Raw genomic sequence first — 12,927 nt, 5'->3', positions numbered from 1 at the left:
TAGTGTATGCGAGGGGCCATAGCGACACAAACAGAGGGCCCACTCCCATGAATGAAGCCAAAGGCACCTTGTATATCGTTCCGACCCCTTTGGGTAATCTGGGGGATATCAGCCAACGTGCACTGAACGTTTTGGCTGATGTTTCATTGATTTGCGCTGAGGATACCCGCCACACCGGCCAGCTGCTGCATCACTTTTCCATTCGCACCCCCAGCCAGTCGTTGCACGACCATAACGAAAAGCAAAAAGCGGCCTTTATCCTCGGCAAACTGGAAGCGGGCAGTGACATTGCCTTGGTGTCCGACGCCGGTACGCCTCTTATCTCCGACCCGGGTTACACCCTGGTCAGCCTTTGCCGCCAGGCCGGCATCAAGGTGGTGCCGCTGCCGGGCCCCTGCGCCGCTATTGCTGCGTTATCGGCCTCCGGCCTGCCCACCGACAGGTTTGCATTTGAAGGTTTCTTGCCGGCCAAGCAAAGTGCGCGGCTTACCCAGCTCGAAGCGCTGAGCGACGAGCCCCGCACCCTGGTGTTTTACGAGGCGCCGCGTCGCATCCTCGATACCCTGGCCGACATGGAAACGGTATTCGGCCCCGAGCGCCAGGTGGTACTGGCCAAGGAGCTGACCAAAACCTTTGAAACCATTCATGGCGCCGCCGTTGCCGAGCTGCAAGCCTGGCTCAAGGAAGACAGCGACCGCCAAAAAGGCGAAATGGTGTTGATGGTGGCGCCGGCCCCCAAGCAGGAAGAGCTGCCCAAGGCGGCGGTAAAACTCTTTATGGCCCTGGCCGAAGAGCTGCCCCGTAAGAAAGCGGCCAGCCTGGTGGCCGAGGCATTTGAGCTAAAGAAGAACGCCCTTTACAACCTAGGGCTGGAGGGCTGAGCCCGGCGCAGGTATACTGCGCGTCCGCAGAGTCGGCCGGACGGTTGCTGCCCACATCGTGGGGGGAGGAAAGTCCGGGCTCCATAGGGCAGGGTGCCAGGTAACGCCTGGGCGGCGCAAGCCGACGACAAGTGCAGCAGAGAGTAAACCGCCGATGGCCTTCGGGCACAGGTAAGGGTGAAAGGGTGCGGTAAGAGCGCACCGCGCGTCTGGTAACAGTTCGTGGCACGGTAAACTCCACCCGGAGCAAGACCAAATAGGCCCCCGTTAAGTGTGGCCCGCGCAGGGGGCGGGTAGGTTGCTTGAGCCAGTGAGCGATTGCTGGCCTAGACGAATGACCGTTCAAGACAGAACCCGGCTTACAGGCCGGCTCTGCGGATTTGATTCTTGAACAAAAAAGCCGCCTTTAGGCGGCTTTTTTGTTTTGGTGCGGCGAGTGCAGCCGTGCTCGGTTTTCGGGTTTGAGTATTGGGGCACGTCTTCTTTATTTCGCTGTTGCTTGTTGGGAGTGTCATCGGCTTTAACCATCGTTGGAAGTCATCCCTGGCGAGGCACCCGGCGGGTACATCCTGTGTACCAGCGCTCGACTACGTTAAACCAGAGCTTTGGCTTAATTGGGCTTTCCTGGTACCCGCCGTAGGGGCCGTCGTCGCCAGGCTTGGATGTTCAAATCTGCTCTTGGTGGGTTTTTTGTTTTAGTGTGGTGAGAGAAGCCATCCCTGGCGAGGCACCCGGCCGGTACATCCTGTGTACCGGCGCTCAGCCGCGTCCAAGCGGTGCTTGGACTTCGGGCTTCGCCCATCCAGGGGCTCGCGCTCAGCCGCACCAAAGCAGCGCTTTGGTTGTTGAACGGGGTTGCCATTGGTCTTGGTGTGATTGCCATCCTTGGCGCTCTGTCCGGCGCGCCCATCCTGGGGGCTTGCGCTTAGCCGCACCAAAGCAGCGCTTTGGTTTCGGGCTGAGCCCCACTTTTTGCCACCATGTTGGAGATTTGTTCATTTTCCCCTGTCTTTTCAGGCAGGTAGAGCATTCCTTTCCAGCCCTTTAAATCCCTGCCATGGGGGCTGTTTTCATTTGGCTGCAGGCCGCGTCACAACTGGCTTTTAGCTTCCTTGACAACCTTGAACGGGAGCCCCTAGACTTGGCATCGTGGGGATTTGTGGGAATTTGTGGTTAATTTGCTAACCCAAGGGAATAAGAACGATGTTTCGTGGCGCAAGCGAAGTCAGCCTAGACAGCAAGGGGCGGCTCGCGATACCTAAGCGGTATCGCGACCAGCTTATTGCTGACTGTGATGGCCAGCTGGTTTGCACCATCGATATTCACCAACCCTGCCTCTTGCTCTACCCCCTGGCCGAATGGGAAGTGATTGAGCGCAAGCTCAGCCGCCTGTCCTCTATGAAGCCTGCCGAGCGTCGTATCCAGCGGATGTTGCTGGGCCACGCTACCGAATTGGAACTGGATAACCAGGGCCGGGTGCTGCTCACCGGGCCATTGCGCAACCATGCCGGTCTTGAAGGCAAGATCATGCTGGTTGGGCAGTTCAATAAGTTTGAAATCTGGTCGGATATCGCCTGGCAAACCCAAATCGCCGTCGACATGGAGACGGTAAGCCAGGAATTGGAACTGACTGACGCCTTGAAGGATTTTTCGCTGTGACCGAACACGTCAGCGTACTGCTAAACGAAAGTATCGAGGCCCTGGCCATCAAGCCGGATGGCCTGTACGTGGACGGTACCTTTGGCCGTGGTGGCCACTCGCGCGCCATTTTGAAAAAATTGGGGGCCAACGGCCGCCTGGTGTCTATCGACCGCGACCCGGCCGCCATCGCCGAAGCCAAAACCATCGCCGATCCGCGCTTTACCATAGTGCAGGGGCCCTTCTCCGGCTTGGCCTCTTACCTGGACGAGCTGGGCCTGAGCGGCAAGGTGGACGGTCTGCTGCTGGATTTAGGGGTCTCCTCCCCGCAGCTGGACGATGCCGAGCGCGGTTTTAGCTTTATGCGTGACGGCCCGCTGGACATGCGCATGGATCCCACTTCAGGCGAAAGCGCCGCCGATTGGCTAAACCGCGCCGACGCCGACGACATTGCCTTTGTGCTCAAGACCTTCGGTGAGGAACGCTTTGCCAAGCGCATCGCCCGCGCCATCGTCGAGCGCCGCGCTGTGGCGCCACTTAGCCGCACCAGCGAGCTGGCCGACCTTATCGCCAAGGCCGCCCCCGTTAAAGAGAAACACAAGCATCCGGCCACTCGTTCCTTCCAGGCCATTCGCATTTACATCAACAGCGAGCTGGATGAAGTCAAACAGGCCCTGGACGGTGCCATCAAGGTGCTGGCGCCCAAAGGCCGGCTGGCGGTGATCAGTTTTCACAGCCTCGAAGACCGGCTGGTCAAGCAATTCATCCGCGCCCAGGAGAAGGGCCCGGAGCTGCCCCCCGGCCTGCCGGTTACCCAGGACCAGCTCAAACACCATATGAAGCTCAAGGCCCTTGGCAAGCCGGTCTTCCCGAGCGACGCCGAGACCGAGCACAACCCCAGGGCGCGCAGCTCGGTGCTGCGCATAGCCGAACGTACCGAGGCCAGTTATGGCTGAGCGGCAGCCCAGGCTGGCTGGGATCATCGGCGCTGAACTGTGGCAGTCCAAGTGGCTGCTTTTGCTCTTTTTGTTGGTCATAGGTTCGGCTTTTGCCGTGGTTTATCTGGCCCAGAGCAACCGCCTGCTGACCGCCAACAAGGAAAAGCTGATGGTGGAGCGCGAGAACCTCGACGTGGAGTGGCGCCACCTCAACCTGGAAGAAGGCACCCTCGGCGAAGACAGCCGGGTTGACCGCATTGCCCGAAAAGACCTGAACATGAAGCGGGTTTCCCGTGAAGACGAGAAGGTGATTGAACTCAAATGAGCAGACACGCTCGCAACCGCATCAAGCCTGGCGTCATTAACTGGCGCCACTTGTTTGCCATCGGCCTGATGGGCGCCGTTTTCGCGGCGTTGGTGGTGCGTGCTGCCTATATCCAGGTGATCTCCCCTGACCGCCTGCGCCAGCAGGGCGACATGCGCTCCCTGCGGGTGACCTCCACCCAGGTGCCTCGTGGCCTTATCACCGACCGTAACGGCGAAGAGCTGGCGGTGTCGGTGCCGGTGGACGCCATCTACGCCGACCCCAAAGTGGTGCTGGAAAAGGGCGGCCTGCAGGACAAACGCCGCTGGCAGGCCCTGGCCGAAGTGCTGGGCAGCGACGCCAAAGAGCTGATGGATAAGATAAGCTCCGACCCCCAGCGCCGCTTTGTCTACCTGCAGCGCCAGGTAACCCCGGCCATGGCCCACTACGTTAAAGAACTGAAGATCCCCGGAATCGGCCTGAAGCGTGAGTCAAAACGTTACTACCCCACCGGGGAAGTGGACGCTCACATCATCGGCTTTACCAATATCGACGACCACGGCCTCGAGGGTATCGAACGCACCTATGATGACCTGCTGACCGGCCAGCCCGGCAAGCGCAAGGTGCGTAAAGACGGCCTGGGCCGGGTGGTGGAATCCCTCGGCACCTTGCAGGTGGCGGAGAAGCCCCAGAATATTCAGCTGACCATAGACCAGCGCATCCAGTCGCTGGCTTATCGTGAGCTGAAAAAGGCGGTTAACTATTTCGACGCCACCAGCGGCTCGGTGGTGGTGGTGGATGTGGCCACCGGCGAAGTGCTGGCCATGGCTAACGCACCGTCCTACAACCCCAACAACCGCAGCAACGTCAAACCCTATCAGCTGCGCAACAGGTCCATCACCGATGTCTTTGAGCCGGGTTCTACCGCCAAACCCATAGCGATGATGGCGGCGCTGGAAGCCGGTATCGTCAAACCCAACGACAAGGTGGACACCAACCCCGGCTGGATGCGCCTGGGGGGACGGCGGGTGCAGGACCACAGCAATCTCGGGGTAATCAGCCTCGACACCATCTTGCAAAAATCCTCAAATATGGGCATCGCCAAGCTGGCGCTGTCTATTTCCAAAGAGCAGTTGCTGGGTACCTACACCAAATTTGGCTTCGGCTCGCAAACCGGTATCGATTTGGTGGGCGAGTCCAGCGGCCTTTTCCAGTACGACCGGCCCCGTTGGTCCGAGTTTGAGCTGGCCACCCTCGCTTTTGGTTATTCCATCAGTGTCACCCCGGCCCAGTTGGCCCGGGCTTACGCCACCTTGGGCAATTACGGCCTGCGTAACCCGCTGACCATCATCAAGGGCCTGCCGCACCTGCCGCCCGAGCAAATAGTGAAACCCCAGAACGCCCGCGCCGTGCTGCACATGCTCGAGTCGGTGGTGGAGCCCGGCGGCACCGCCACCAAAGCACAAGTGCCCGGTTACAAGGTGGCCGGTAAAACCGGTACCGCCCGTAAGGCGGTGGCGGGTGGTTACGGCAACGAATATGTGGCCAGTTTTGCCGGGGTTGCCCCGGCCAGCCACCCGCGCCTGGCGGTGGTGGTGATGATCAACGAGCCCCAGGGTGACCAATATTACGGCGGCGACGTGGCCGCGCCGGTGTTTTCGGCGGTGATGGGCGGCGCCCTGTCGCTGCTCAATGTCATGCCCGACGCCATCACCCCCGATATGCGCGTGGCAGCCGTAGACAAGGAGGTGCCTCGTGGTTAACTGGCAGCTAAAAGCCCTGTTGGCGCCCTGGTTTGATACCCCTGTTGACGCCGCCGTCGATACCCTGTGCCTGGATTCACGCGCGGTGCGCGTCGGCACCCTGTTTGTGGCCATTCCCGGCCATAAAGTCGATGGCCGCGATTTTATCGACGACGCCCTGGAGCAGGGCGCCAGCGCCGTGCTGCAAGAGGCGGACGACTTTGCCGTCGAGATGCGCGGCGCCGTGCCGGTGGTGTCCTTCCCGGCCTTGAGGCGCAGCCTGTCGGCCCTGGCTTGGCGCTTTTACGGTGAGCCGCAAATCGTGCCGGTGGGCATTACCGGCACCAACGGCAAAACCACCACCTCCCAACTCTTGGCGCAGCTTTGCGACAAACTGGGCAGCAACGCCGGTATTGTCGGCACCCTGGGCGCCGGGCGTTTTGGCGAGCTGGTTCCGGCCCTTAACACCACCCCGGATGCCATCGCTGTGGCCCGCACCTTGGCCGGGCTCAAAGCCAGTGGCTGTGAGCTGGCGGCCATGGAGGTGTCCAGCCACGCCCTGAGCCAGGGGCGGGTCAGCGCTGTGCCATACAAAGTGGCCATCTTTACCAATTTGAGCCGCGATCACCTCGATTATCACGGCACCTTGGGGGCCTACGCCGCCGCCAAGGCTCAGCTTTTTGACTGGCCGACTTTAACCGCTGCGGTGATCAACGCCGACGACCCCATCGGCGAGTCTTGGCTGCGTGAGCGCAAGGGGCGCCAGCACACCATCGCTTACAGCCTTGAGCCCATCGACCCTGCCATGGCCAGCCAGGTGCTCTTTGTCACCGACGTGCGCCCGCACCTTGGCGGCGTCAGGGCCAAGGTCAAAGGCAGCTTTGGTGAAGCGGAGCTGGCGTCGCCGCTGCTGGGGATCTTCAACCTCTCCAACCTGCTGGCCGCCATTGCCGGCGGCCTGGCCCTGGGTTTTGACCTAAAAGCCCTGTGCGCGGCGGCCACCAGCGTTCAACCGGTGCTGGGCAGGATGCAGGCCTTCGAGCGCTCTGGCCGGCCCCAGGTGGTGGTGGATTACGCCCACACCCCCGACGCCCTGGAAGCGGCGCTCAGCGCCCTTCGCCCCCACACCAAGGGCAAGCTTTGGTGCGTCTTTGGGTGCGGCGGCGACCGCGACCCTGGCAAGCGCCCCTTGATGACCCAAGCGGTAGAAAAATGCGCCGATATTGGCGTTATCACGGCGGATAACCCCCGCAGTGAAAAGGTAATGGACATTATTCAGCAGATGTTGGCGGGCAACTCTTATGGTGACGCCATGCAGGTGGTGGCTGACCGTCGGGAAGCCATTCGCCATGCCATCTTTCAGGCCTCGCCCCTGGATGTGGTGCTCATCGCCGGCAAAGGCCATGAGGATTACCAGGAGATCAACGGTGAGCGCCTGCACTTTAGCGACATTGAAGAGGTCCAGCGAGCGCTGGACGAGGAGCCTTCATGCTGAAAATGACGTTATCCGACATTGCCAAGGCCATTGATGCCCAATTGCTTGGCGAGGATATCAGCGTTGAGGCGGTCAGTACCGATACCCGCCAGTTGCAGGGCGGCGAGCTGTTTGTGGCCCTTATCGGCGAACGTTTTGATGCCCATGATTTTATTGCCGACGCCAGCAAGGCGGCGGCACTGCTGGTAAGCCGCCAGGTCGAGAGTGACCAGCCGCAGCTGCTGGTTAAAGACACCCGCCTGGCTCTTGGCCAGCTGGGCCATTACCTCAAAGCCAAGGTGGCGCCACTGTCGGCGGCCCTGACCGGCTCTTGCGGTAAAACCACCGTCAAGGAAATGCTGGCCGCCATCCTGGCCCATAAAGGCCGGGTGCTGGCGACCCAAGGCAATTTTAACAACGACATCGGTGTGCCCCTGACCCTGCTGCGCCTTCGCGGCGACGAAGACTATGGCGTCTTCGAGCTGGGCGCCAACCACCAGGGCGAAATTGCCTACACCGTCTCCCTGGTGGAGCCGGACGTGGCCCTAATTAACAACGTGGCGCCGACCCACCTGGCCGGTTTTGGCACCCTCGAAGGCATTGCCCAGGCCAAGGGCGAGATTTACGGCGGCATCAAGGCCGGCGGCACGGCGGTGGTGAACCTCGACGATGATTTTGCCCCCCAATGGCTGGCCCAGCTCAAAGACCAAAAGGTGCTGACCTTCGGTTATGGCGAGGGCGCCGACATTACCGCCACCGACATTCACGACCAGCTTGAGGCTGGCAGCCGCTTCACCCTTTGTGTGGGGCCAAAGCGCCTGAGCGTTACCATGCCGCTGCCTGGCCGCCACAACGTGGCCAATGCCATGGCCGCCGCCGCCTGCGCCCTGGCGCTGGGAGTGGAGCTTGAGGTGATTGCTGACGGTCTGGCTCAGGTCCAGCCGGTACCGGGTCGCCTTATCTTCAAGTCCCTCGGCCAGCGTGGCCGGTTGATTGACGACACCTACAACGCCTCGGTGGGCGCCGTGAAGGCGGCCATCGACACCCTGGTGGGCTTTGATGGCCGCCGGGTGCTGGTGCTGGGGGATCTGGGCGAACTGGGGGAAAAGGCCGGTTACTACCACGCCGAGCTTGGCCGTTATGCCAAGGCCGCCGGGGTGGACAACCTCTTTACCCTGGGTGTGCTCAGCCAGGCCGCCACCGACGCCTTCGGCCTCGGTGCCCGGCATTTTGATAACAAAGAAGGGCTGGTAAACAGCCTCGTTCTGGCATTGGCCGACGAATCGGCCGAGGTCAGCATTCTGGTGAAGGGAGCGCGTAGCTCGCGTATGGAATTGGTAGTGCAATTGATTGCGGCAAGCCCACTGGCTGCCCCACAGGGGGCCGCATGCTAGTCTGGCTGGCCGAGTACCTGACCCAGTACATCAACGGGTTCAACGTTTTCTCATACCTGACCTTCAGGGCCATCTTAAGCGCCCTGACCGCCCTGATTCTATCGGTCTACATAGGCCCTCGGATGATCAAAGCGCTGGTACGGCTGCAAGTGGGCCAAACCGTGCGTGACGACGGCCCGCAAAGCCACCTGTCCAAATCCGGTACCCCCACCATGGGCGGCCTGATGATTTTGCTGTCGGTGTCGGTATCCGGGCTGCTGTGGGCAAACCTCGCCAACCCCTACGTGTGGGTAGTGCTGTTTGTGCTGCTGTCCTACGGCGCCATCGGCTTTGTGGACGATTACCGCAAGGTGGTGCGTAAAGATCCCAAGGGCCTTATCGCCCGCTGGAAGTACTTCTGGCAATCGGTGGTTGCCATCGGCGTGGCAGTGTTCCTGTACTGGCAGGCCAAGCCCGAAGAAACCCAACTGGTGCTGCCCTTCCTTAAGGATGTGATGCCGCAGCTGGGGCTCTTTTACATCATCCTGACCTACTTCGTGATGGTGGGTACCTCCAACGCGGTCAACCTCACCGACGGCCTCGATGGCCTGGCCATCATGCCCACCGTGATGGTGGCAGCGGCCTTTGCGCTCATTGCTTATCTCACCGGTAACGTGAAATTTGCCGAGTACCTGCACATTCCCTATGTACGCCACGCCTCGGAGCTGGTGATCCTCTGCACCGCCCTGGTGGGCGCGGGCCTTGGCTTCCTGTGGTTTAACACCTACCCGGCCCAGGTATTCATGGGTGATGTGGGTTCCCTGGCGTTGGGCGGCACCCTTGGCATCATCGCGGTGCTGGTACGCCAGGAAATTTTGCTGGTGATCATGGGCGGCGTGTTCGTGATGGAGACGCTGTCGGTGATTTTGCAGGTGGGCTCTTACAAGCTGCGGGGCCGGCGCATCTTCCGTATGGCGCCCATTCACCACCACTACGAACTCAAAGGCTGGCCTGAGCCGAGGGTGATTGTCCGCTTCTGGATCATCTCCCTCATTCTGGTCCTCATCGGCCTTGCAACCCTGAAGGTGCGGTAATGATTGGCGTCGTCGGTCTTGGCATCAGCGGTCTGGCTACCATCAACTGGTTGATGGAGCGTGGCGTGGCCGTGCGCGCCTTTGACACCCGCCCGGCGCCGCCAATTTTGGCCGAGCTGCCCGAAGAAGTGGAAGTGCACCTGGGGCCGCTGGATCCGATGGTGCTGGCTCAGTGCCTATATCTGGTGGTAAGCCCCGGCATTGCCAAGGATCACCCGGCGCTGGTGAAAAGCGGCCTTGAGATCATCGGCGATGTGGAGCTTTTTGCCCGCAACTGCAAAGCGCCGGTGGTGGCCATTACCGGCTCCAACGGCAAGAGCACCGTCACCAGCCTGGTCGGCGACATGGCCAATAAGGCCGGTATGCGGGTGGCGGTGGGCGGCAACATCGGCGTGCCGGTGCTGGCGCTGCCGGTGGACGCCCGGCTTTATGTGCTGGAGCTCTCGAGCTTTCAGTTGGAAACCACCACCAGCCTCAAGCCGGTGGCCGCTACCATTCTGAATCTCAGCCCGGACCACCTCGACCGCTACCGCACCATGGCCGAGTATGGCGCCGCCAAGCAGCGCATCTACCGGGGCGCCAGCCACTGCATTTACAACAGCGACGATACCGCCACCACACCGCCCCAAGGCGGGGTGAGCTTTGGCAGCCAGGGGCTTTATCACTTGGCGGGCGGCATGCTGATGCGCGGCGAAGAGCCGCTGATGGCCGCCGCCGAGGTGCGCATCATCGGCCGCCACAACCATATGAACGCCCTGGCGGCCCTGGCCCTGGGTGAAGCGGCCGGCATTCCCCTTGGCGCCATGATCAAAAGCCTCAAGAGCTTTCGGGGCCTGCCCCATCGCTGCGAGGTGGTGGCCGAGAAGGACGGGGTGCTGTTCGTCAACGACTCCAAAGCCACCAACCTTGGCTCCCTTGAAGCGGCCCTGGACGGTTTTGCCGATATCGACGGCAACATCATCCTGCTGGCCGGTGGCGACGCCAAAGGCGCCGATCTCAGCCCCCTCACGGCGCGGATGGGCAAGGTGAGCGCCCTCATCTGCTTTGGCCAGGACGGCGACAAGGTCGCCGCCCTTAAAGCCGGCGCGCACCGGGTTGAAACCCTGGATGAGGCCCTGCCGCTGGCTGCGAGCCTCGCCAAGCCCGGCGACCTGGTATTGCTGTCGCCGGCCTGCGCCAGCCTCGACCAATTTACCAACTTTGAAGCGCGGGGCGCGCGCTTTCGCGAACTGGTGGAGGCCTTATGATCGCCCTTGCCAGCCTGCGTGAGCGTTTCTTCACCAAAGAGGCCGATACTGCCCTCTACGATCGTCCCCTGATCGCGGTGATCCTCGGCTTGCTGGCCTTCGGTTGGGTGATGATTGCCTCTGCTTCCATGCCGGAAGCGAGCCGCCTCACCGGCGACCCGTTCTACATCATCTACAAGGAAAGCACCTTCGTGGTGGGGGCCGTTATCCTTGCCATCATTACCTTGCAGACCCCGATTGCGGTGTGGGCCCGCTTTAATGGCTACCTGCTGCTGGCGGCCTTGTTCCTGCTGCTGGCGGTGCTGGTGGTGGGCCACAACGTGAACGGCGCCACCCGCTGGTTCCGCCTTGGCCCCATCAACGTGCAGGCGGCAGAGCCGGCCAAACTGTTCCTCTTTGCTTATCTCTCCGGCTATCTGGTGCGTCGCCACCAGGAAGTGCGGGAGAACTTTGTCGGCTTTATCAAGCCGCTGGGCGTGTTCTTCTTGATGGCGCTGATGCTGCTGGCCCAGCCTGACCTTGGCACCGTGGTGGTGATGCTGGTAACCACCCTTGGCCTGCTGTTTTTGGCCGGCGCCCGGGTCTGGCAGTTTATCGCCATGATCGTCATGGGGGTGGCGGCGCTGGTGCTGCTGGTTATCACCGAGCCTTACCGGATGAAGCGGGTCACCGGCTTCCTCGACCCCTGGGCCGACCCCTTCGGCACCGGCTACCAATTAACCCAATCGCTGATGGCCTTTGGCCGTGGCGGCCTCACCGGCCAGGGCCTGGGCAATTCCATCCTCAAGATGGAATACCTGCCCGAAGCCCATACCGACTTCATCATGGCCATTGTCGCCGAGGAGCTGGGCTTTGTGGCGGTGCTGGCGGTGATGGCGGTGATTTTCTGGATAGTGCTGCGGGCCCTTAAAATTGGCCGCCACGCCATGGCCAACGAGCGTTTCTTCGAGGGCTTTTTCGCCTATTCGATTGCCATCTGGGTGGCCTTTCAAACCGCCGTTAACCTCGGGGTGGCGGCTGGCGCCTTCCCCACCAAGGGCCTGACCATGCCGCTTATTTCCTATGGCGGCTCCAGCCTTTGGATCATGACCATCGCGCTGATGGTGCTGGTGCGTATCGACCACGAAAGCCGGCTGGCCCAAACCCACGCCAGGGGAGGCCGCTCATGAAACGTTTGATGGTGATGGCTGGCGGTACCGGCGGCCATATCTTCCCGGCCCTGGCGGTTGCCCAGCACCTGCAAAAGGAAGGCTGGCTGATCGACTGGCTGGGCACCCCCACCCGGATGGAAGCGGATATCGTGCCCAAGTACGACATTCCGCTGCATTTCGTGAATATCCAAGGGGTGCGGGGCAATGGCCTGAAACGGCTGTTGGTCACCCCCTTCAAGCTGGTCAAGGCAGTGTTTGACGCCTGGCGGCTGTTCGGCCGCTTAAAACCCGATGTGGTGCTGGGCATGGGCGGCTTTGCCTCCGGCCCCGGCGGCATTGCCGCCAAGCTGCGCGGCATTCCGCTGGTGCTCCATGAACAAAACGCGGTGAGCGGTGTCACCAACCGGTATCTGGCCAAGGTGGCCAGCAAGGTGATGCAGGCCTTCCCCGGCGCCTTTGCCGGTGCCGAGGTGGTGGGTAACCCCATTCGCGAGCGGCTCTTTCATATCAAACGCGAAGCCCACCAGGGGCCGATGCGGGTGTTGGTAATTGGCGGCAGCCTGGGGGCGCAGGTCTTTAACGAGGTGTTGCCCGAAGCCTTTGCCAAGGCCGGTGTGCCGCTGGATGTCTTCCACCAGACCGGCAAAGGCCGCAGCACCGAGGTGCAGGCCCGTTATGACCAACTGGGTTTTGAGGCCCAGGTGGCCGATTTTGTCGACGACATGGCCTCTGCCTATGGCTGGGCCGATGTGATGGTGTGCCGGGCCGGCGCTCTGACGGTCTCGGAGCTGGCTGCCGTTGGCCTGCCGTCCATTCTGGTGCCGCTGCCAAGCGCGGTGGACGACCACCAGACCCAGAACGCCCGTTTTCTGACCGAACACCATGGCGCCATCTTATTGGCACAAAGCGAGTTCAATGCCGAGCGCATTGGCTCCTTGCTCAAGGAATGGCACCACGACCAAGAACAACTGCTGGAGATGGGCGCTGCTGCCCATCGCCAGGCAAAACCTGATGCAACTGAAGCCGTGGCTTCGGTGTGCCGGCAGCTGGCCGGCCTAGAAAAGAGTGACAGATTATGACCAGAA

11 protein-coding genes and 1 other RNA gene are annotated in these 12,927 nt (G+C 61.5%); all 12 read left to right on the top strand.

Features of this window, described 5'->3' with window-relative positions; genetic code table 11:
• Window positions 1–47: 47 nt before the first annotated feature.
• The 12 genes from rsmI (at window position 48) to murG (ending at window position 12,921) form a co-directional block, all read left to right on the top strand.
• The gene (rsmI, locus tag AC22G1_RS17665) at window positions 48–881 is read left to right on the top strand and encodes a 16S rRNA (cytidine(1402)-2'-O)-methyltransferase (protein ID WP_487314524.1); all 834 of its coding nucleotides are present in this window, start codon (window positions 48–50) and stop codon (window positions 879–881) included.
• A 28-nt stretch (window positions 882–909) separates the two neighbouring features.
• Window positions 910–1,259, top strand: an RNA gene (gene rnpB / locus AC22G1_RS17660) — RNase P RNA component class A.
• Window positions 1,260–2,084: 825 nt separating this feature from the next.
• Entirely contained in the window at window positions 2,085–2,540 is a 456-nt protein-coding gene (gene mraZ / locus AC22G1_RS17655) for a division/cell wall cluster transcriptional repressor MraZ (protein WP_050659095.1), read from the top strand.
• Window positions 2,537–3,475 carry a 16S rRNA (cytosine(1402)-N(4))-methyltransferase RsmH gene (rsmH, locus tag AC22G1_RS17650; protein WP_487314523.1) on the top strand — a complete coding sequence of 313 codons (939 nt, stop codon included), beginning with the start codon at window positions 2,537–2,539 and terminating at the stop codon, window positions 3,473–3,475. The genes mraZ and rsmH overlap by 4 nt, the downstream gene beginning before the upstream one ends.
• Window positions 3,468–3,782 (top strand): cell division protein FtsL, encoded by a 315-nt coding sequence (gene ftsL, locus AC22G1_RS17645; protein ID WP_487314522.1) that lies wholly within the window; start codon window positions 3,468–3,470, stop codon window positions 3,780–3,782. Before rsmH ends, ftsL begins: the two co-directional genes overlap by 8 nt.
• Entirely contained in the window at window positions 3,779–5,524 is a 1,746-nt protein-coding gene (locus AC22G1_RS17640; protein ID WP_487314521.1) for a penicillin-binding transpeptidase domain-containing protein, read from the top strand. Before ftsL ends, AC22G1_RS17640 begins: the two co-directional genes overlap by 4 nt.
• On the top strand, window positions 5,517–6,998 hold the full coding sequence (gene murE / locus AC22G1_RS17635; protein WP_487314520.1) for a UDP-N-acetylmuramoyl-L-alanyl-D-glutamate--2,6-diaminopimelate ligase: 1,482 nt from the start codon (window positions 5,517–5,519) through the stop codon (window positions 6,996–6,998). Before AC22G1_RS17640 ends, murE begins: the two co-directional genes overlap by 8 nt.
• Window positions 6,992–8,371, top strand: a complete 1,380-nt coding sequence (locus AC22G1_RS17630) for a UDP-N-acetylmuramoyl-tripeptide--D-alanyl-D-alanine ligase (RefSeq protein ID WP_487314519.1) — start codon at window positions 6,992–6,994, stop codon at window positions 8,369–8,371. Before murE ends, AC22G1_RS17630 begins: the two co-directional genes overlap by 7 nt.
• Window positions 8,365–9,444, top strand: a complete 1,080-nt coding sequence (gene mraY / locus AC22G1_RS17625) for a phospho-N-acetylmuramoyl-pentapeptide-transferase (RefSeq protein ID WP_123420526.1) — start codon at window positions 8,365–8,367, stop codon at window positions 9,442–9,444. The genes AC22G1_RS17630 and mraY overlap by 7 nt, the downstream gene beginning before the upstream one ends.
• On the top strand, window positions 9,444–10,691 hold the full coding sequence (murD, locus tag AC22G1_RS17620; RefSeq protein ID WP_487314518.1) for a UDP-N-acetylmuramoyl-L-alanine--D-glutamate ligase: 1,248 nt from the start codon (window positions 9,444–9,446) through the stop codon (window positions 10,689–10,691). Before mraY ends, murD begins: the two co-directional genes overlap by 1 nt.
• Window positions 10,688–11,860, top strand: a complete 1,173-nt coding sequence (ftsW, locus tag AC22G1_RS17615; protein WP_487314517.1) for a cell division protein FtsW — start codon at window positions 10,688–10,690, stop codon at window positions 11,858–11,860. Before murD ends, ftsW begins: the two co-directional genes overlap by 4 nt.
• Window positions 11,857–12,921 (top strand): undecaprenyldiphospho-muramoylpentapeptide beta-N-acetylglucosaminyltransferase, encoded by a 1,065-nt coding sequence (gene murG / locus AC22G1_RS17610; protein ID WP_487314516.1) that lies wholly within the window; start codon window positions 11,857–11,859, stop codon window positions 12,919–12,921. Before ftsW ends, murG begins: the two co-directional genes overlap by 4 nt.
• The last annotated feature ends 6 nt before the right edge of the window (window positions 12,922–12,927 follow it).

The organism is Gallaecimonas zhanjiangensis, from assembly GCF_057624825.1.
Note: the sequence above shows the minus strand (reverse complement) of the source record. Positions and strands in the feature narration are given on the sequence as shown.

Bases quoted from the DNA above. Each gene is read 5' to 3' on its own strand.
- rsmI (WP_487314524.1), top strand. From the start codon at position 48: ATGAATGAAGCCAAAGGCACCTTGTATATCGTTCCGACCCCTTTGGGT.
- mraY (WP_123420526.1), top strand. From the start codon at position 8,365: ATGCTAGTCTGGCTGGCCGAGTACCTGACCCAGTACATCAACGGGTTC.
- ftsL (WP_487314522.1), top strand. From the start codon at position 3,468: ATGGCTGAGCGGCAGCCCAGGCTGGCTGGGATCATCGGCGCTGAACTG.
- mraZ (WP_050659095.1), top strand. From the start codon at position 2,085: ATGTTTCGTGGCGCAAGCGAAGTCAGCCTAGACAGCAAGGGGCGGCTC.
- AC22G1_RS17630 (WP_487314519.1), top strand. From the start codon at position 6,992: ATGCTGAAAATGACGTTATCCGACATTGCCAAGGCCATTGATGCCCAA.
- murG (WP_487314516.1), top strand. From the start codon at position 11,857: ATGAAACGTTTGATGGTGATGGCTGGCGGTACCGGCGGCCATATCTTC.
- AC22G1_RS17640 (WP_487314521.1), top strand. From the start codon at position 3,779: ATGAGCAGACACGCTCGCAACCGCATCAAGCCTGGCGTCATTAACTGG.
- murD (WP_487314518.1), top strand. From the start codon at position 9,444: ATGATTGGCGTCGTCGGTCTTGGCATCAGCGGTCTGGCTACCATCAAC.
- ftsW (WP_487314517.1), top strand. From the start codon at position 10,688: ATGATCGCCCTTGCCAGCCTGCGTGAGCGTTTCTTCACCAAAGAGGCC.